This window comes from Prevotella disiens, from assembly GCF_900454955.1.
GTDB lineage: Bacteria > Bacteroidota > Bacteroidia > Bacteroidales > Bacteroidaceae > Prevotella > Prevotella disiens.
The window spans coordinates 542,408-562,022 of sequence record NZ_UGTL01000002.1 but is presented as its reverse complement, the minus strand read 5'-3'; the positions used below and the strand labels follow the sequence as shown (position 1 = coordinate 562,022).

Here is a 19,615-nt window from a genome sequence, read left to right as displayed (position 1 = left end):
AATTAATAACTTTTTTACCTTATTTCTACTTCATTTTAGTTGAATCGCCTGCCATTTGAGCAGGAGTAGGCACACTAACATTGCTTTGAGGTGTCCCTGCCATAGGCGTTTGCATCGATTCTTGCGGCATAGCAGTACCATTCATTTCGCTTTGCGCCTGCTGATAATAGTCGTAAAAACTCTTTACGTCGCCATTAATCTTAAAGTGTTCAGGTGCTTTTGCCATGATATATTCCACCCAAGACGATAGTTGGCTCATTGCATTCATATACAAATAATCGTTCATCCAAATTGGATAAGCGTTTGGAGTCATATCGTAAGTAACACGAGTGAGAAATCCCCATGGTGCTAAAGGGTTGTCAAAGTTTTCTGTAACAAAGTTTGTGAAGAGTTTATCCGTATTGGCATAGACCTTCAAAGCCTTCTTAATGAGTCGCGTATTGGTGGCTTCTTCATCATGTCCGTTCATGATTGCCACTCCTTCTTCGTGGTCAATTTCCACATATTGATTGCGCAACTGTGTAAATTTTCTCCAAAATGCGTTTATTTTATCGTTTAACGGAGTCCCTGAAACGCTCTGTTGCGTATTGTCTAACTTTAATATTATGTCGCCTTCTTCCAATACTAATGGGAATTGTAAGTTCACATCGTCCATGTAAACTTGAACGATTTGCACAGAATCCAAGTTACCTTTGAATGTAAATTCACCATGTACCACATCGCAAGAGTCTATCGTAAAGAGCGTATCTGCGGAACCTCCTTTAAGATAAAGTTTGCGTCCGTCCAAGCTGGATACGTTAGATGTACCTTGAATATAGTAAGATTTGGCACACGATGTAAATGCCATGATAGTGATAAAGGCGTATAAAAATTTATTCATAGAGTCTTTTTCTTGTTCTGACAGACAAATTTACAATGTTATATTGATGCTGCGAAAGTTTTTCATTGTATTTAAAACAATAACGTGCTTTTTAGTTTTTTTTCAACTATTATTGCTGTTCTTTCGCCAATTCGTGGCTAATTCGATGCGTTGTGTACACTTCGATGAAAGCCGAAATCAATAGAATAACTACCCAATTATGGTAAAAAATATTCATATATGAGGTGTATCCACCGATTGTTTTGGTAAATAACGGAGCAATAAAGTGGTAAGAATCTTCCACCATAAATATTCCTGCCAACACAAAACCAATATTTGCAATCATCATAAAGCGGCGCAATCGCTTTATGGTAAAGCTTGTTCCAAGATATTTTTGTCTAATTTGCATGCCTGCAAAGAGGATTGCTCCAACGAGCATTGCCCAACAAGCGTATTGTTGAACGATAAAAAAAGCATAGAGACCAGCACCAATTACCATGAGCAAACCGCCTATAATAAACAAGGTGCTTTCTATTTTATTCAGTTGTTTCATTAATATTATTATTTGTCGTAGGTTGTTCGTCATCGCTTAACACGAAAATATCTTCATCATCGGCTTTCATAAAATAGCGTTCACGAGCTATTTTTGCAATGGCATTAGGGTTCTGTTTCAATTCTCTAAGGCGTTGTGTATCGTGCTGATATTCCTTTTCATACTTTTCAATCTCAGCATTCAAGTCTTGAATTTGGTAATAACACTCAATGCGGCGGCGAAAACTATTTTCGTCTAACACGCCCACAACGAGCAATCCAAGTATAATAACAATATGATACTTAAATCGGCTAAAAAAATAATAGATATGTCCAGAAATCTTTTTCACTGCGCTTTCTTCCACAATGGTTTCTTTCAAAATGTAAATGCCACTATTAGCACTTTAACACCCTACCATCAATGTTATGCAAAAGTAAGCAAAAGTTTTCGAAAAAGGGGATTACGCTATAAGTTTTTAAGCTAATTAACAATTAAAACATCATTCCTACAACGCTCATCTACATTCTTTTTACTACCTTTGCAAGGAATAAAATTTCGAGTTTCAATCCAGTTTTGAAACTCCTTATATATAAAAGGTAAAGAAATATGGACGAATACATCGTTTCGGCACGCAAATATCGCCCCATGTCGTTTGCTTCTGTGGTTGGACAGCAGGCACTTACGACAACGCTGATGAATGCTGTCAAGAACGGAAAGTTGGCGCATGCTTATCTTTTCTGCGGTCCTCGTGGAGTGGGAAAAACTACTTGCGCGCGCATTTTCGCTAAGACTATCAATTGCGAACACCCTACTGCCGAAGGCGAAGCGTGCAACGAATGTGAAAGTTGCAAATCGTTTGACGAAGGGCGAAGCTACAATATATTCGAACTTGACGCTGCAAGCAATAATTCAGTAGAGAATATCAAGTCGTTAATGGAGCAAACTCGTATTCCACCCCAGCTCGGAAAATACAAAGTTTTTATCATTGACGAGGTTCACATGCTCTCTACGGCGGCGTTTAATGCTTTCCTTAAAACATTGGAAGAACCGCCTGCACACGTCATTTTCATACTTGCCACCACCGAAAAGCATAAGATTTTGCCTACCATTCTGTCTCGTTGTCAAATTTATGATTTCGAAAGAATGTCGGTACAAGGCATCATTAACCACCTCAAACAAGTGGCTGAAAAGGAAGGAATAAAGTATGAAGAGCAAGCATTGAACGTGATTGCTGAGAAGGCAGACGGAGGAATGCGTGATGCGCTTTCTATTTTCGACCAAGCAGCGAGTTTCTCTCAAGGCAACATTACTTACCAAAAAGTAATTGAAGACCTCAATGTGCTTGATGAAGAGAACTATTTCAACATTGTAGACCTATCGTTGCAGAACAAAGTTCCAGAGATTATGGTGCTGCTCAACCATTGTATTAACAAGGGTTTCGACGGTGGTAACTTGGTTTTAGGATTGGCTTCGCATGTGCGTAACGTACTCATGGCGAAGGACGCCCAAACGCTTCCTCTGTTGGAAACGAGCGAACAAATGCGCCAACGCTACCATGAGCAAGCACAAAAATGCCCTACCCCATTCTTATACAAGGCGTTAGAGATAATGAACCGATGCGATGTAGAGTATCGTCAAAGCTCTAACAAACGATTATTGGTGGAGATTACGCTCATACAAGTGGCACAAATCACACAAAAAGACGATGATGTGCCTGCCTCGGGGCGTAGCCCTAAAAGATTGAAAACCCTGTTCAAGAACATTATTAGACTGACTCAGCAGAAAGCGACCCCGCAGGTAGTTGCGCCGAGTCATAAAAAAGGTACTCAAGAAGTTGGGCGCCAAGTTGTTGCTGCTCAAGTTATGGTGGAAACAACGAGTACAAATACGACCCAACAGCCCCAAAACGCAGTGCCAAAGATGCCGAAAATGACTTTAGGAGGCATTGGTATGTCGTTTCAAAATCTACGAAATGCCAACAAACCTAAGGAGAAAATTGAGGAAAAGTTTGAAATAACCAACAAAGAAGAAAACCAAAGTTTCACTCCACAAGAGTTAATCATAGAGTGGAAAGGAATGTGTACGCGCATAGCCAAGCTCAATCCTGGTTTGGCGCAGCGCATGAAAAACATCAAACCAATCATTGCGGAAGATGACACCATTGATGTGATTGTTGGAAATCGCATCTTCCTCAAGGAACTCACTGATATTCAGCGGCGTATCCGTGCCACTATGGCACAACGTTTGCACAATGGTCAAATCGAAGTAAATATCCGTTTGGCGAAAGCAAGCGAAATAAAACCTATCTTAACGCCTCGCCAAGAGTTGGAAAAGATGAAGGAACAAAACCAAGCCATTGGCAAATTGATGGCTAAATTAAACTTAGATTTAGCCTAAAAGTTTCATTTTTTTATTGAAAACTGCCCATAAATCGGGACTGGTCTGACTTGTCCGACAAGTCAGACTAGTCCCTTTATTCTGTCAAAGAAAACCATTTACTCAGAGAAAGCCCCTATCCTTTGATTTCTTTGAGAAATTCCTCAGCTCGTTGCAAGTCTTCTGGCGTGTCAATACCAACGGTTTCCACATCGGTCAATCCCACTTTTATTTTGTAACCATTCTGCAACCAGCGCAATTGTTCCAATCCTTCCACCTTTTCCAATGAAGATTGAGGCAACTTTGTTATTTCTTGCAAAACATTTGGCTTATAAGCATATAACCCAATATGTTTAAGGAAAGGATAAACTCGCAACCATTCGTCTTCTACCACATTGCGCACATACGGAACAAGGGCGCGAGTGAAGTACAAAGCATAATTATTATTGTCGAGAATGATTTTAGGAGAGTTCGGATTTCGAGCTGCTTCGATGCTTGCAAACCGCTTTCCTAAGGTCGCAATCTGTGTGTTTTCATCGTTGAAACATTCGACTACCGTTTCTATCTGACTTTTTTGAATGAATGGTTCGTCGCCTTGAATGTTCACAACAACATCGAACGCTCCCCCAACCTTCTCCAATGCCTCTGCAATTCGGTCGGTTCCACTTTGGTGGTCGCTGCGTGTCATCACCGCTTTTGCACCCAAACGAGTTACAGTATCGTAAATTCGTTGGTCGTCGGTAGCCACATAAACATCGTCGAGGACTGCCGAAACCTGCTCAACAACATGCTCTATCACATATTTTCCGCCCAATTTAGCGAGCGGTTTGCCAGGGAAACGCGATGAGGCGTATCGTGCTGGGATAATTCCTATTACTTTCATAATTCGTTGCTTCGTTCTTATGATTTACAAAATTACGCTTTATTTTCAACAATGCCAAAACATTTTTCGTTCATCGATTAAGTCTGAAAATTAAAACCTATTGTTTTGCATCAAAAAGACACTTGTTTTTAACTTTTAAAACACTGCTTTTATTTTTCTTCGATGAGGATTTTTGCAATAAGTTTTCGCTGTTTTCCTTTGCCAATGAGCGGTGCATGAGCATCTTCGGGGAAGAAAATGACGAATTGTTGCGGTTGAAGTGTAACATAAACTTGCGCCAATCGGGTGTAAAATCCTGCATCTTGGGCTGTATTATAGGCAATTTCAGGTTCTGCCATCGTTGCCCTTGCCCCCCAACCGAAGGTTTCCTCTATGGCAAGCGGCACTTGAACATCAATGTATCGTTGGTGAAATTCTAATTTTCTATCCGCTTTGGCTTCTAATTCGTTTTCGTCTAAATTGATGAAAAGCTGGTCGCCGTCCAATTCAATGCGCCCACTTGGATAGTCGTTGAAGTTGGTTTTCTTAATGAACTCAAAGACTTCTTGCATGCGAGGGTGCAAATCGTAGTAGCGTTCGGCTTCGTTTATATTTCCAATAACCATAGTTCGTTGATTTTTAAAGGTTTATGAAACAAAAAAGGTATGCATTCTTGGAAAGCATACCTTTTTTATTGTCTGAAAATTGAGGGCAGAAAATCGCTTTTTCAGCCACTTCTCTCACCTCATTCAGCCAATTTAAATAGATTTGTAACCCCTTGTATAGTTCTTTTGGAGCAAATCTTTCAAAGTCAATTCCTTGCTTCCGTTATGTTCGTATGCCTCTTTCATTTCTTCCCAACCTTCGTTTTCGTCTTCAGAATGAGAGAATTCAATGGCTTTACTCTTGCCTTCGGCAATTGCCCAACCTACGATTGCAAGGACGAACAAAGCTACCAATCCGATTAATGGTGTTGTCATAATACTTCTTTTTATGTTTTTATTCTTCTGCAAAAGTACGTTAAGTTTGCCAAAACACCAAATTTTCGCAAAGATTTTGTACCTTTGTGCATGAACAAGTAAGTTTATCATGACAAGAAAGGAACGATATACATTTATATTAGATTATTTCAGGACAAACGTTGGCGAGGTTTCAACAGAATTAATGTTCGGCTCTGCTTTCCAATTACTCTGTGCAACGCTGCTCTCAGCGCAATGTACCGACAAGCGAATCAACGCTATTACACCTGCATTATTTGCTAAATTTCCTGATGCAAAGACGATGGCTAAAGCCGACGTGGACGATGTTTTCGAGTTGGTAAAGAGCGTTTCTTATCCCAATTCTAAAGCCAATCATTTGGTAGAAATGGCACGAATGTTGGTGAATAATTATGGTGGCGAGATACCTTCCGACCCCAATGAATTGGTGAAACTGCCAGGTGTTGGACGCAAAACAGCCAATGTGTTGCAAGCAGTGTGGTTCGGTAAACCTACATTAGCCGTTGATACTCACGTTTATAGAGTGAGCCACAGATTGGGATTAGTGCCGAACGAAGCCAACACACCGAGGAAAGTGGAAGACTATTTGATGAAAAATATTCCTTTAAACGAAGTGTCTTCGGCTCACCACTGGATACTTTTGCATGGGCGATATATCTGTAAAAGCATGCGTCCGCTGTGCGAAAAATGTCCATTTGACACGTTCTGCCCAAAGAATTTAGAAAATAGTAAACTATCAAACAAGTAAAAAGATGAATACAAAAATAATACTTGACTTTTTGAACAAGATTGCTGCTAACAACAATCGTGAGTGGTTTCAAGACCATAAAAAGGAGTATGATGCAGCGAAAAAGGAATTTGAAGGGGGTGTTGAAGCAGCGATTGCGACACTTGCAGCAGTGGATAGTGAGGTAGCCCACTTGAAAGTGAAAGATTGTACCTACCGCTTTTATCGTGATATTAGGTTTTCACCCGACAAAAGTCCTTACAAACGCCACTTCGGAGCCTTCATTTGTGCAAAGGGAAGAAAGGCATTACGAGGCGGATATTACATACATTTGCAACCTCATAACTGCTTGATTGCCATAGGTTCTTACTATCTTCCAACGAATATTCTTACCTCTTGCCGCAACGAAATCATGGCAAACATTGACCAATGGCGCAAGATTGTTGAGGACGGAAAGTTTATAAAGACCTTTGGATATGCGGGCGATGGGCATTGGGAGGACGACAACGTTACCGACAAAGGCTTTGGTTTGACCGCTTTGAAGACTACACCAAAGGGATTTCCTAAGGACTATGAGTTTCCACAATACTTGAGAATGAAAGATTATTGCTGCTGGGTGAAAGTTGAAGACGACTTCTTTGCCCAAAAAGATTGGCAGGAAAAACTTATTGAAATAGTGAAATTAGGGAAACCAATGATGGATATGATGAACAGCGTAATAGACGATTACGAATAGCGAATGGCTTTAATTTTCAAAACAATAGGTTTTGACACGCAAAAGAGCCTGTTTTGAGGCGCAAAATAGGCTCTTTTGAAAATTTACTTGTTTTATCTTGCTCTACATTCCTTAAAAAGTTGGGAATGACATGAGGTGTTTTATCAATAAAGTTCTCGTTGTGTGGCGACAAAACCTATTCTTCTATTTCGGAAAGACTTCTTGCAAAATTGTTAAAGAAGTTGCTCGCCGTTTCTATTGGAGCATAATTCATATATTTATAACTTCTTCTGAGGTTGCGACGAAATACTTTGCCGTTGTTTTGAACAAATCCCATTGAGTTTTGTTTAAAGTGCCATTCTGAAGCATTGTCCTTTACCAAGTTCGAAATCGTCTTCATGGTCAAGGCAAAAGCAGCAGGTTCAACTTTAGAAACAAACTGAATTTCGTCTTGTTCGAAGCCAAAAACATTGATAAGTATGCTCCCTTGCAATTGAGCAATACGGCGTAAATGCAAGGCTATCAACCATTTTTCCAACTTAATAAAATCTACTTTGTCGCCTTTACTGCGCAAATATTGCCCCAATTTAATGATGCCTTCAAGACTAATGCCATGATTAAGCATCGCATTGGTATTGAAAACGATAAGTTTAAGCATCTCAAGCGTTTCAATAGATGTGTCCATTGCGTGTCGCTCATTGATGATAATCTTCTCAAATTTCTTCTTCAAAATCCTGTTGCTCAACTCAATTTTGATGGGCGAAGCCTTTCTTTTTTGCTCTTCATCTAACTTTGTTTGAATTTCATCAATCAGTATTTTAGGTAAATTGAGCTGCTTGTCATTGGCATAATTATTCACACCACGCACAAAATAATCGAGAACGTTCTGCACTAAGACTATCTGATAGAGTCGGCGCCACTTAAACGCTGACATAACTTCAAGGACTGACTTGTCATTGAAGGCTCCTGACCGCAATAGTTTAAAGAAATTTTCTTGTATAACGTCCATTTTTTTGCTTTGATGTTGTGCGTTTGAAAAATTAAATGCGAGTTCTGTGGTAGAAATCCATATTCTCCTTCGTCAGAAGTTCTATCGTCATATAGTTGGTAGCGGGTACTTCTTTCTTCAAAACAATGTTTTGGAAAAGCGTATCCACACTTAAAAAACCTTGTTGGTAAGCATGTTGCGCTATGAGAAACGAGATACTGCCTTTGCGAAGACACGCTGCATTTTCGGCAATCATATCATAACCCATAATTTGAAGGTTCGTTTTATTGTTCTCTAAGATAAAGTCGCCAACAATATGCGCCTTGGAATTTATTGTGAAACAATGATGAACATCAGGATTTGCACTAAAAAACGCTTCAAGTTTCTTATCGTAATCGGCTTTGCTTTCGCCCATTGGAAGGTCCAATTCCTTGATTTCTACTTCAGGAAAATACTTGGTCATGTAGTTTCTGAAGCCTACTTCACGGTTTTCTTGTTGCCTGCTTGAAATCTTTCCGTTAAAGGTTTGTTTCATCAACATGATTGATTTTTCTTCACGAGCAATCAACATAAGCATTTTGGCAGCAAAGAAACCACTTTGAAAAGGATCTTGTCCATAAAACGAAAGTGGTTTTAAATCAGGCATATAGGAGTCTAAAAGAACAAAAGGAATGTTTCTTTCATGCAACTTTTCTGTGAAAATTTTGGTTGCTTCTAAGGTTGTTGGAACGAGAATAACGCCGTCTGGATTGTCGTCAAGACACGCATTGCACGTTTCAAGATACGACTCTGGGTGCAATCTACTAAAATGTCTTAACTTAATATCAAGATGAAAATCACGTCGAAAGTCAATAGCTTTGATGGCGCCAGTTTCTATTTCTTCCCAATAAGCCTCGCTCGAGTGTTTCGGAAGAATGCAATGAAACGTGTAACTTTTATTGTATGCTAAGGCACTCGCGTAAACATTGGGTTGGTAATTGATTTCATTTAATACCTTTTCTACTTTTTCTAATGATGCTTTTGACACATTGGGACGCTTGTGAAGAACCCTATCTACAGTGCCAACACTTACTCCTGCTTTTTTTGCGATATCCTTTATCCTAACTTTTTCAACCATAAAGCTTTTGCTATATTATTCTGCAAAAATAATAATAATAGTTGAATTTTAATAATGCTATTTATTCTTTTTTGTAAAACAATGCAAAAAAAAGAATAATAGCAGCTTTATTCGATTTTCTTTTGTAATTTTGTCTCAAATAACATTTAATTTTGTGTAAGACAAAATATATATTTGGAACTTTCTATTCTATACTTTTTGTATTTTTAGTAAGTTTGTTTCTTTCAGCTTGCTCACATGTAGATAAGAAAATGGTGGATAAGTTGAATGAAATTTCCTATTCTTACCAATATAAAAACCTTGATTCTTCATTGGTTTATGCCAAGAAAGCCTATTCTGTTTCACAGGGTTACGATGCAGGAAAAGCGGAAGCACTGAACAATTTAGCCAGCATTGACTTGATGAAGATGAACTATAACAGCGCTTATACCAAGCTGGATAGCGTGTTGAAAATTACGAATAATCAGATTGAATTGTTAGTTGCCGACGTGCATTTGATGCGCCTTTGTCAGCGAGAATCAAAGAATAAAGAGTTTTATGACTATCGTGAAGAAGCGATAAGACGGCAAAAACGCATTGAGGAAGAAGAATATTTGCTTACCGAACACCAGCGGAAACGTTTGGTTTATGCCAAGTCTGAATTCTGTATTGTGTCCTCAACTTACTATTTTTATGTAGGTTTGCGCAATCAATCGGCTAAGGCTATGGCTGATGTTGATGAAGATTTAATATCAAGAGACGATACTGCGCAATATTTAAAATACCTCTATAATGTTGGTGCAGGTGGAGTTTTGAACAAAGGAACACAGGCGGAAGTAAATCAGCAGGAGTTCGATTATTTGATGAGATGCCTTTTATTGGCTCGCCAACATGGCTATGTTTATTGGCAAGCCAATTCTTTACAAGGTTTAAGCGAACACTTAATCATTCCAAAAGTAAGAGAAAAACTCATTGCCGACAACTATCCTTCTATTCGTTTTATCAATTTTGAGAACATGCCAGATAGTCTTTTGGCAGGAAATTTGGCGCAAAGAGCAATGGATATGTTTTCCGATTTTGGCGCAGTCTACCAGATTGCGAGTTCTTCTCGTACGCTTGCATCTTGTTATTGGCAGATAAACGATTATCATTCGGCTATCTTTTGTTTAAAGAAGGCCTTAAAAAATAAAGCAGTAGGGCAAGCTCCTGACCTTGTTGCATCGCTTCGTGAGCAACTTAGTGTAGTTTATGCAGCGATAAATGATAAGCAAGGAAGCGATTTTAACCGCAATATTTATTTGGATTTACAGGAGCAAACGCGTCAAGACAGATACTTAGAGTCGCGTGCAGGCATACTTGAAACAACGTCGCACCAGCTTAATTTTATGATTACAGCCGTGTTGATAATGATATTTCTCTTGGTTGGATTGCTTTTTTTGCTCCATTATTTGCGTAAAAAAGGCAATAGCAAAGAGTCGTTAAACCAATTATTACAGCCTTTACACGAATGGCAACAACGCAATGAAACGGAGTTGGAACGCTTAGAAGAAGACTTTCAAGAGGTTCAAGAGAAATCATTTATCACTCGTTCCAACGTTGTTAAGAACAAAAGACGCAACTTGGAGAAGCGTGCAAAGATGTTTTTAGTGAACGCTTTGAACCCATTAATTGACAGAATGATTCGTGAAATTGCTCGCTTAAAGCAAACGAATGAAACTGAAGAATTGCGCAATGAACGCTACACTTACATTGCTGAACTTACCGATAATATCAATAATTACAACAATGTCCTTACGCAATGGATTCAATTAAAGCAGGGAGAATTGTCCTTACACATAGAAAGTTTCCCTTTGCAGCAAGTGTTTGATGTTGTGGCAAGGTCGAGAATGGGTTTTCAATTAAAAGGTATTGAACTAAATATCGAGAAAACTCATGATGTTGTAAAGGCTGATAGAGTGCTTACTTTGTTCATGATTAACACTTTGGCAGAGAATGCTCGGAAGTTTACAGACCATGGTGGCAAGGTTGAAATTGCTTCTCATGCAACAGAAAGTTACGTCGAAATTAGCGTGAAAGATACAGGAAAAGGCATTGAACCTGACGCTTTAAGCCATATTTTTGACCACAAAATCATTGTTGATTCTAAGGAATCGCATTCTCACGGCTATGGTTTGATGAATTGTAATGGTATCATTAACAAATATAAGAAGGTTAGTAAACTTTTCTCCGTATGTAGTATTGGTGCCAAAAGTAAGGTAGGCGAAGGAAGTACGTTCTACTTCAGATTGCCAAAAGGCATTGTTCGAACCATTGTTTTCCTCTGTTTAATGTTCTCATCGGCAAGTAGTTTTGCTATCGATTCGGGCGTTCCTCGCCACAAAAATAATACCTCTCATTCTGCATTCTTGCGTGAATTAGATTTAGCAAACATCTATGCTGACTCGGCTTATTATAGCAATATTAATGGAAATTACAAGCAAACGTTGGCTTTTGCAGACACTTGTCGCTATTATTTGAATAAGTATTATTTGCGTTTACGTCCTAATGGGCATTATCTTATGCGCCGCATCGCAGACGGAAACATGATTCCTGCCGAAGTGCAATGGTTGCATGAAAACCTCCCAACCAATTATAGCATTATCTTAGACATACGCAATGAAAGTGCCGTAGCGGCTTTAGCACTCCACGATTGGGCACTTTATCGTTACAATAATAACGTATATACGCTCTTGTTTAAGGAGAATTCTGCCGACAAAAATTTAGGTGCTTATTGCAGTATGATGCAGCAATCTGAATCGAATAAGAACGTTGCCATTGTCCTTTTAATCGTTTTGCTGCTCTCTATCGTGCCGATTTATTATTTCATGTATTATCGTCATCGGTTCCGTTACCAATCCTATCTTGATAATATTCAGACCATTAACAACATCTTGTTGAGTGAAAAAACACCTGAAGAGAAGCAAAAAGACATCAATGCAATATCGACTACCAACTTCCCTAATAACTTAAAGTCGATTACACAAAAGATTATTAAAGCGTTAAACAAATCGGTTGAAAATCACAAAGCAAGTGCAACGAACATTGAACTTGCCAAAGACGAACTCCGAAAAATGGAGTTTGAAGCTAACAAACTGCACGTCAGTAACAATATTTTGGACAATTGTTTCTCAACATTGAAGCACGAAACCATGTATTTCCCTTCACGAATCAGCCAACTTGTGGGGGCGAAAGATGAGGAATTGAATGCTATTGACGAATTATCAGTGTATTATAAAGAACTTTATTCACTGCTAAGTATGCAAGCCATGCGCCAAGTTTCAATGTTGAAACCCGTGTGCAAGCGAGTGGAAATAAAAGATATTTTAGATAAAAAAACGCAATTATCCAACCCCGAAGCTGCTCATTTGAGCGTTTTGGGCGACCCTGATTTGCTCAAATTTATGTTTGAATTGTTGCAAAAACAAAATAAAAACGAGGTAATAAACATTGAAATAGAAAATATATCCAACAAATACTTAAAGTTGGAAGCACACATGCCTACTCTAAATCTATCGGACGAAGACTGTATAAACCTATTTATGCCGAGCGCAGAACATATACCTTATATGGTTTGCCGACAGATTGTGCGCGAAGCAGGCGAGGCATCTAACCGACATCGGTGTGGAATTGTGGCGCATAACACGCCCAACGGAACCGCATTAAGTATTATATTGGCACAAGCAAAAAACGAATAAAAGGTGAATTATGGAAGATTTTAAAGTTATAATTGTAGAAGATGTACCCTTAGAACTTAAAGGAACAGAAGGTATTTTCCGTAACGAAATACCAGAAGCGCATATCATTGGAACAGCTGAAAATGAGATAGCTTATTGGAAATTGCTCAAAGCTGAATTGCCTGATTTGGTGTTGTTAGACTTAGGATTGGGCGGTTCAACAACTGTTGGCGTGGAAATTTGTCGTCAAACCAAGGAGTTACACCCTAATTTGAAGGTGCTTATATTCACAGGCGAAATACTTAACGAGAAACTTTGGGTAGACGCTTTAGACGCAGGAGCCGATGGAATTTGTCTTAAAAGCGACGAATTGCTCACTCGTAGCGATGTTGCAAGCGTGATGAGTGGGAAACGATTGGTGTTCAATCAACCCATTTTGCAGAAAATTATCGAGAAGTTTAAGCACAATATCAATAGCCAATTGATGCACCAAGAAGCCATTATTGACTATGAAATTGATGAATATGACGAACGTTTCTTGCGCCATTTGGCATTAGGTTACACAAAGGAACAAATCACAAACCTACGCGGCATGCCTTTTGGAGTGAAGAGTTTGGAGAAGCGACAGAACGAATTGGTGCAAAAACTCTTTGGCAACAATCGTGGTGGCATTAGTGTAAACGCCACACGTTTGGTAGTTCGTGCTTTAGAATTGAGAATCATTGACTTAGACAATCTATACGCAGATGAAGAATAAGTATGGAATAATCGCATTGATTTTAATAGGTTTGCAGTTGCTAATCGTGTTTGGTTCATGGTTAGTAGCTGCCATTTTCCCTGAAATCAATGTACATTCTTTACTTAGTAGTAGCGGCATTCGTTGGTTCATAGGGCAGTTTACCAACAACCTTAAAACCGATTTATTGGTGTGGTTGCTGCTGGGCATCGTCGCATTTGGCACCTTTAAAGCCTCAGGGTTGTATGAAATCTTAAACGCATTGCTGAAAGGAAAAGCTACATTCGCAAAGTTTTCTTATCGAAAAAAAGTTGCTTTGCGCTTAATTTTATTAGAAGTTTTTGTATTCTTCATGCTGCTTTTCCTCCTTGTAGCCCTACCCGAAGCCCCATTGTTAAGCGTTACAGGCAGCTTGTTTCCAAGTAGTTTTTCCATCGGTTTCATACCTTCCATAACCTTCATCGTTACCTTTGTTTCGTTGTCCTATGGTGTTTCGAGTGGCAGATTAAACACGCTTGCGAAAACCTATAATGCCCTTTCCTTTGGAATTATTCTTGGCGCAAAGCTATTTCCGCTCTACATCTTAGCAATAGAACTCTTCTATTCTGTCATCTATGTGTTCAATCTAAATTTTATTTTGCCGTTGTAGCAAGACAAAAACGTTGCCCACAAAAACCATCAAACCTGTTTTAATTTCAAAAGAGCCTATTTTGAAGCATAAAATAGGCACTTTTGCATTTCAAAACAGGCTATTTCGTTTTTTCACCATTATTCTCTCTGGTGATTTTATAAAAACTTACAAATAGCGATAAGCAGTGCATGAAAATTAGTTTTAGCAAAGTATAACTACTAAAAATCATGGGATTACGCTTTTTAATGTAAATTTGTAGCAAGAAATAATAAAGTTATGGACAAATATAAAGAAGAAAAAGAAGAAATAAAAATATTGTTTATTTGCTTAGGTAACATTTGTCGCTCGCCAGCAGCAAATGCTATTATGCAGCATTTAGTTGAAAATGAACACGTTGCGCATCGTTTTTACATCGATTCGGCAGGCATGGGCAACTGGCATGTAGGCGATTTGCCTGACCGAAGAATGCGAGAACATGGGGCAAAACGAAACTATAAAATCGACCATATAGCACGACAATTCAATAGAAATATTGATTTTGAAAACTTCGACTACATTGTTGTCATGGACGAAGAAAACTATGCTGACGTTTGTAGCCAAGCCAAAAGCGTTGAAGAGCGTGGTAAAGTGCTGAAAATGTGCAACTTCTTTCAACAATATAAAGGGCAAACTGCGGTTCCTGACCCCTACTATGGCGATGCAAAAGCCTTCGATTTCGCATTGGATTTGATAGAAGACGGGTGCAAAGGATTATACAATTCACTTAAAAAGAAACACAATCTATAATTATGCAAATCATATTGGCCTCGGCAAAGATAATGAACACTGCTACCGATGTGCAGCTGCCCAACACAACACAACCAAGATTTGGAACGGAAGCGAATAAATTTGCATTGGAACTAAACGAACGCTCGGTGGAAGAGTTGCAAGAACAATTGAAATGCAGCAAGAGTTTGGCACAAGAAACCAAACAACGATACGCCGATTTCTTTAATGAACAAGCCAAAATACCAGCTATTTTGGCTTATTACGGACAAGCCTATAAATGTCTGAAAGCAGAAAATTTCAAACCAGAAGACTATCTTTTTGCAGCAGAAAAGCTATGGATTCTTAGTTTCCTTTATGGTGTCTTGCGACCAACCGATAGGATTCACCCTTACCGATTGGAAGGAAAAATGAAGCTAAACTGCAACGATGAACAAAATATGTTTGAATATTGGAAACCAATACTCACAGATGTGCTTATCAATTCGGTAAAAGCCGACGACGGAATATTGGTTCATCTTGCCACCGAAGAGTATCAACACCTTTTCGATTGGAAGCGAATACTAAAAGAAGTACATGTTGTTCAGCCGCTTTTCAAAGTGAAAGCAGGCGACAAACTCAAGAATGTAACCGTCTATGCCAAAAGTTGCCGAGGCGCAATGACACGTTTCATCATAGAAAATAAGTTGAAAAAAACAAAGGAATTACTGAATTTTGAATACGAAGGATTTCAATTCGCCAACCACGACCTATCTTCTCTCAATCAATCGACAGGTCTTACCGAATTGTTATGGACATTATAAGAAGTAAAAACGGCTAAAAAAGAAAAATATGATGCATTTGTTTCATTCTTATCCCTATCAGTATGCTTGCAATAGCCTTATAGAAGCCAGTTAGCAATAAGGTGTAAGGGCAGAATTTATTCCGTTCCTCATAACAAAAAAGGATATTTTCAAAGATAGGGCAATTGCTTGTTAAAACAGAAATCGAGTTGTTGAGCTTACAAAAAAATTCCGCCCTTACACCTTATTGCTGACCGCTTCCTTAGAAAACAAACATTTTATCGTCTTTCTCCTTAAATACATAAGGATAATTAAAACCATTGTAACTTTATAAACGTGCAAGAAAATTTCCACACCGATTATTCTGAGCCGCATTTTATAATTTTCGACAGAAAAAAATGGGCATAAAAAAAGAGCGGACTCTATGAGAACCGCCCTAATGAAAGGAGGAGTGGTACCACCAGGAATCGAACCGGGGACACAAGGATTTTCAGTCCTTTGCTCTACCAACTGAGCTATGGCACCATTCTGCTTTTCGTTAATTAAATATCATTTCCGAATTGCGAGTGCAAAGGTAGGTGTTTTTTTTGAAACTGACAAATAAAATGTGAAGTTTTTTTCATATTAACTTTTATTTACAAGGTGTATTTTTGGCTATTTTTAGCAAACTAACTGACAGTCAAGAAGTAAGTATTATCAACCCATCGAAGCGGGAAAACAAAGGAAAGGCAACAAAAAAGCCAGACGCAATGACGAGTCTGGCTTTTTAATGATAAAGTATTAGTTATTCTCCCCACCCTTGCGCTTTCAATTGGAATTCGTTTCCGTCGCGAGCAATGAGGTATTCGCCTAATTTTTCTTCCGTAATATAACCAATTTGGCGAATATTTTTCATTCCTTCCACCTTTGCATGGTCGCCAATAGGTATGGTAAAAAGCAATTCATAATCTTCTCCCCCACTCAAAGCTGCCGTGGTAAGGTTCATATTGAACTCTTCGCAAGTAGCAGCCGTCTGGTAATCGATAGGGATTTTATCCTCATAAATGCGACAACCCACACGACTTTCCTTGCAAATGTGCTTCAAATCGCTTGCAAGACCATCGGAAATATCAATCATTGCCGTAGGTTTGATGCCAGCTTCCAAGAGTTGTTGCAACACTTCTCCAGGGGCTTCAGGCTTCAGTTGGCGGTCAATGAGGTATTCTTTTCCTGAAAATTCAGGCTGAAAATTCTCGATACTCTCACGCTCAGTCTTCAAAATATCCAACTGAACTTTATTATTTTCAGCTTGTGCAGCCTTTAATTTCTTGTTAAATTCTTCCACTTGCTGATAATAAACCACCTTCTCTCGCTCTAAAACTTGCAGACCCATGTAAGCAGCACCGAGGTTTCCTGACACACAAATAATGTCGGTTGGCTTTGCTCCACTACGGTAAACAACTTCATTGCTCATCGCTTCACCGATGCAAGTGATGTTGATTGCAAGTCCAGTGTACGAAGAAGTTGTATCGCCACCTACTATATCAACCTTCCATTTGGCACAAGCCGTGCGCAAACCTTCATAGAATTGGTCGAGGTCGTCCACCTTTATGCGCTTTCCCAATGCAATTGATACAACCATTTGGCGCGGTTTACCATTCATTGCAAAGATATTGCTCATAGCAACCATGGCACATTTATAAGCCAAATGGCGCATATCAATGTAAGTAAGGTCGAACTGTATGCCCTCCATAAATAGATGTGAGCTCACAAGCGTTTCCTTATCGCCGTAATATAATACCGCAGCATCATCGCCTACCCCCATTTTAGTAGATGAGTTCTCGGGTTTAATATCTTTTGTTAAGCGCTCTATCAGTTTAAACTCGCCCAATTCTTTTATTTCCATATATTTGTATGAATTCTTATAATAAGGTTATGCACGCTTAATCATTTCACGCATGATTTCTGTCATGAGTGGTTGCGCCATATTAGCAGCCTCTTGCACCTCTTCATGGCTTACTTCAACAGGTACATCGAAGCCTCCTAAGTCGGTAATAACACTGACACCAAACACTTTAATACCAGAGTGGCGAGCAACAATAACCTCAGGAACAGTACTCATACCAACCGCATCGCCACCAAGAATACGATACATTTTGTATTCAGCAGGTGTTTCAAAAGTAGGTCCTTGAACCCCTGTATAAACGCCATGCATAACTCTAATGTTCTTTTCCTTTGCTATTTCGTCAGCTTTTTCAATGAGTTTATGGTCGTAAGCCTCGTGCATATCAGGGAAACGAGGACCTGTTGGGAAGTTTGGACCATGCAATGGGTGCTCAGGGAAGAAGTTAATATGGTCGGTGATAATCATCAAATCACCAATTTTAAATTCAGAATTCATACCGCCAGAAGCATTAGAAACAAAGAGCGTTTCTATGCCCAACTCGTGCATAACACGTATTGGGAAAGTTACTTCCTGCATGTTATAGCCTTCATAATAATGGAAACGACCCTTCATTGCCATAATGTCTTTGCCACCTAACTTACCAAAAATAAGGCAGCCGGCATGTCCTTCTACTGTTGAAACAGGGAAGTTGGGTATGTCTTTATATGAAAATTCGTAACTATCTGTTATCTCTGAAGCTAATTGTCCGAGCCCTGTTCCCAGAATGATTGCTGTCTTTGGATTTGTTGTCATCCTTTCCTTTAACCAAGATGCTGTTTCTTGAATTTTTTCGTACATAAGATATTATTTTTTCGTTAAACTTTTCTTCCTTATTAAGCATGAACTTTACCTTTATCGGAAGTGCGTAAATATTTTGTTTTACTTCATCATTTAAATTTTCTAAGTTTAGAAGTCGTGCTTTATCTTTTTCTGTTGTAATGATTATTTTAGGTGTTTCCATTGCTTCAAACATGGAGTTGATGAGTTCCACATCTTTCTTTTTAAACGAATGATGGTCGGGAAATTCCAATGTTTCTACCTTTGTTCCTTCGGTATAAGGCTTTAAATCTACCTCCAATTGCTTGGGCAAAGCGATGCCACTGAGCAACAAAACATTTGTTTTATGTATGTCGCTCAAAGCAATTTCTTTTTCTTTTGCCTCTTCAAATACTGGGATTAAGTTGCAATATTCGAAGGTTGTAAAATACAAATCTTGGAACGGATAAAGGTTCATTGCTTTGCTTAGCACTCGATAATCAATCGGGTTGAGTTCCTTTGGGCATTTTGTTACAATCACAATATCTGCCCTATTCTTCCCTGATAGCGGTTCGCGCAATCGTCCAACAGGCAATAATTTATCGTAAATGATAAGTCTATGATAATCAACCAATAGGATATTAATTCCAGGCTTTACATAACGGTGTTGGAAGGCATCGTCAAGCAGAACGACATCGGTATTTTTTGTTTCCTCATCGTCTACTAAATGGTCTATTCCTTCGCATCTTTTTTTATCTACTGCCACATGAATATTCGGGAATTTATGTTTCATTTGGAAAGGTTCATCACCTATCATTTCCATCGGTGTGTCTTCTTCTGCTAAAACATAGCCTTTGCTTTTCCGTTTATATCCACGCGAAAGTACTGCCACTTGGGCTATATCTTTCAATAATCGGATAAGATATTCTACATGTGGGGTCTTTCCTGAACCTCCTACGGTAATGTTTCCAACTGAAATAACAGGAACATCGAAGCTACGACTCTTCAGTACACCGAGTTCAAATAGTTCATTACGCAGTCCAACCCCTAAGCCGTAAAGCCAGCTAAGGGGTAAAAGACATTTGTGTAATTTAATAAAGTCGCCTTCCATTTATCCTTGTTGTCAGCAGGTTATAAGTTCAACCTGCTACATTT

19 protein-coding genes and 1 tRNA gene are annotated in these 19,615 nt (G+C 38.9%); 8 read left to right on the top strand and 12 right to left on the bottom strand.

The window, feature by feature from the left end; translation table 11 throughout:
• Positions 1–25 precede the first annotated feature (25 nt).
• The 3 genes from DYI03_RS12830 to DYI03_RS12820 form a co-directional block, all read right to left on the bottom strand.
• The gene (locus DYI03_RS12830; protein ID WP_021669307.1) at positions 26–880 is read right to left on the bottom strand and encodes a DUF4369 domain-containing protein; all 855 of its coding nucleotides are present in this window, start codon (positions 878–880) and stop codon (positions 26–28) included.
• A 109-nt stretch (positions 881–989) separates the two neighbouring features.
• Positions 990–1,412 carry a hypothetical protein gene (locus DYI03_RS12825; RefSeq protein WP_021669306.1) on the bottom strand — a complete coding sequence of 141 codons (423 nt, stop codon included), beginning with the start codon at positions 1,410–1,412 and terminating at the stop codon, positions 990–992.
• The gene (locus DYI03_RS12820) at positions 1,396–1,740 is read right to left on the bottom strand and encodes an FtsB family cell division protein (RefSeq protein WP_025064518.1); all 345 of its coding nucleotides are present in this window, start codon (positions 1,738–1,740) and stop codon (positions 1,396–1,398) included. The genes DYI03_RS12825 and DYI03_RS12820 overlap by 17 nt, the downstream gene beginning before the upstream one ends.
• Positions 1,741–1,997: 257 nt before the next feature.
• On the opposite strand from DYI03_RS12820, the gene DYI03_RS12815 reads away from it, so the two are divergent.
• Positions 1,998–3,788, top strand: coding sequence for a DNA polymerase III subunit gamma/tau (locus DYI03_RS12815; RefSeq protein WP_021669305.1), 1,791 nt, complete (start codon positions 1,998–2,000; stop codon positions 3,786–3,788).
• Between the two features lie 115 nt (positions 3,789–3,903).
• Here DYI03_RS12815 and kdsB read toward each other — a convergent pair whose 3' ends face one another.
• The 3 genes from kdsB to DYI03_RS12800 form a co-directional block, all read right to left on the bottom strand.
• On the bottom strand, positions 3,904–4,650 hold the full coding sequence (gene kdsB, locus DYI03_RS12810) for a 3-deoxy-manno-octulosonate cytidylyltransferase (RefSeq protein ID WP_004355105.1): 747 nt from the start codon (positions 4,648–4,650) through the stop codon (positions 3,904–3,906).
• A 149-nt stretch (positions 4,651–4,799) separates the two neighbouring features.
• Positions 4,800–5,255 carry a YhcH/YjgK/YiaL family protein gene (locus tag DYI03_RS12805; RefSeq protein ID WP_021669304.1) on the bottom strand — a complete coding sequence of 152 codons (456 nt, stop codon included), beginning with the start codon at positions 5,253–5,255 and terminating at the stop codon, positions 4,800–4,802.
• 132 nt (positions 5,256–5,387) lie between these two features.
• Positions 5,388–5,609 carry a hypothetical protein gene (locus DYI03_RS12800; protein ID WP_004355110.1) on the bottom strand — a complete coding sequence of 74 codons (222 nt, stop codon included), beginning with the start codon at positions 5,607–5,609 and terminating at the stop codon, positions 5,388–5,390.
• Positions 5,610–5,718: 109 nt separating this feature from the next.
• On the opposite strand from DYI03_RS12800, the gene nth reads away from it, so the two are divergent.
• Together nth and DYI03_RS12790 are read left to right on the top strand one after the other, a co-directional pair.
• The gene (gene nth, locus DYI03_RS12795; RefSeq protein WP_021669302.1) at positions 5,719–6,375 is read left to right on the top strand and encodes an endonuclease III; all 657 of its coding nucleotides are present in this window, start codon (positions 5,719–5,721) and stop codon (positions 6,373–6,375) included.
• A 4-nt stretch (positions 6,376–6,379) separates the two neighbouring features.
• Positions 6,380–7,090 (top strand): DUF2461 domain-containing protein, encoded by a 711-nt coding sequence (locus tag DYI03_RS12790; protein ID WP_004355132.1) that lies wholly within the window; start codon positions 6,380–6,382, stop codon positions 7,088–7,090.
• 175 nt (positions 7,091–7,265) lie between these two features.
• Here DYI03_RS12790 and DYI03_RS12785 read toward each other — a convergent pair whose 3' ends face one another.
• The gene (locus tag DYI03_RS12785; RefSeq protein ID WP_021669301.1) at positions 7,266–8,078 is read right to left on the bottom strand and encodes a hypothetical protein; all 813 of its coding nucleotides are present in this window, start codon (positions 8,076–8,078) and stop codon (positions 7,266–7,268) included.
• A gap of 31 nt (positions 8,079–8,109) precedes the next feature.
• The gene (locus DYI03_RS12780; RefSeq protein WP_021669300.1) at positions 8,110–9,174 is read right to left on the bottom strand and encodes a LacI family DNA-binding transcriptional regulator; all 1,065 of its coding nucleotides are present in this window, start codon (positions 9,172–9,174) and stop codon (positions 8,110–8,112) included.
• A 251-nt stretch (positions 9,175–9,425) separates the two neighbouring features.
• Between DYI03_RS12780 and DYI03_RS12775 the strand changes: the two genes are divergently transcribed.
• The 5 genes from DYI03_RS12775 to DYI03_RS12755 all read left to right on the top strand — a co-directional run bounded on the left by DYI03_RS12775 (position 9,426) and on the right by DYI03_RS12755 (position 15,801).
• The gene (locus tag DYI03_RS12775; RefSeq protein WP_021669299.1) at positions 9,426–12,887 is read left to right on the top strand and encodes a sensor histidine kinase; all 3,462 of its coding nucleotides are present in this window, start codon (positions 9,426–9,428) and stop codon (positions 12,885–12,887) included.
• A 10-nt stretch (positions 12,888–12,897) separates the two neighbouring features.
• Entirely contained in the window at positions 12,898–13,623 is a 726-nt protein-coding gene (locus DYI03_RS12770; protein ID WP_004356470.1) for a DUF5932 domain-containing protein, read from the top strand.
• On the top strand, positions 13,613–14,251 hold the full coding sequence (locus DYI03_RS12765) for a hypothetical protein (protein WP_021669298.1): 639 nt from the start codon (positions 13,613–13,615) through the stop codon (positions 14,249–14,251). Before DYI03_RS12770 ends, DYI03_RS12765 begins: the two co-directional genes overlap by 11 nt.
• Before the next feature lie 258 nt (positions 14,252–14,509).
• A complete protein-coding gene (locus DYI03_RS12760) occupies positions 14,510–15,019 on the top strand; it encodes a low molecular weight protein-tyrosine-phosphatase (protein ID WP_021669296.1) in 510 nt (169 codons plus the stop codon).
• A gap of 2 nt (positions 15,020–15,021) precedes the next feature.
• Positions 15,022–15,801 carry a YaaA family protein gene (locus DYI03_RS12755; RefSeq protein WP_021669295.1) on the top strand — a complete coding sequence of 260 codons (780 nt, stop codon included), beginning with the start codon at positions 15,022–15,024 and terminating at the stop codon, positions 15,799–15,801.
• A gap of 431 nt (positions 15,802–16,232) precedes the next feature.
• Here the strand turns inward: DYI03_RS12755 and DYI03_RS12750 are convergent.
• From DYI03_RS12750 to lpxK, 4 genes are all read right to left on the bottom strand, one after another.
• Positions 16,233–16,305, bottom strand: a tRNA-Phe gene (locus DYI03_RS12750).
• Between the two features lie 259 nt (positions 16,306–16,564).
• Positions 16,565–17,665 carry a thiamine-phosphate kinase gene (gene thiL / locus DYI03_RS12745; protein ID WP_021669293.1) on the bottom strand — a complete coding sequence of 367 codons (1,101 nt, stop codon included), beginning with the start codon at positions 17,663–17,665 and terminating at the stop codon, positions 16,565–16,567.
• A gap of 27 nt (positions 17,666–17,692) precedes the next feature.
• The gene (locus DYI03_RS12740; RefSeq protein ID WP_081686619.1) at positions 17,693–18,502 is read right to left on the bottom strand and encodes a purine-nucleoside phosphorylase; all 810 of its coding nucleotides are present in this window, start codon (positions 18,500–18,502) and stop codon (positions 17,693–17,695) included.
• The gene (lpxK, locus tag DYI03_RS12735; protein ID WP_004356437.1) at positions 18,384–19,571 is read right to left on the bottom strand and encodes a tetraacyldisaccharide 4'-kinase; all 1,188 of its coding nucleotides are present in this window, start codon (positions 19,569–19,571) and stop codon (positions 18,384–18,386) included. Before lpxK ends, DYI03_RS12740 begins: the two co-directional genes overlap by 119 nt.
• Positions 19,572–19,615: the final 44 nt, after the last annotated feature.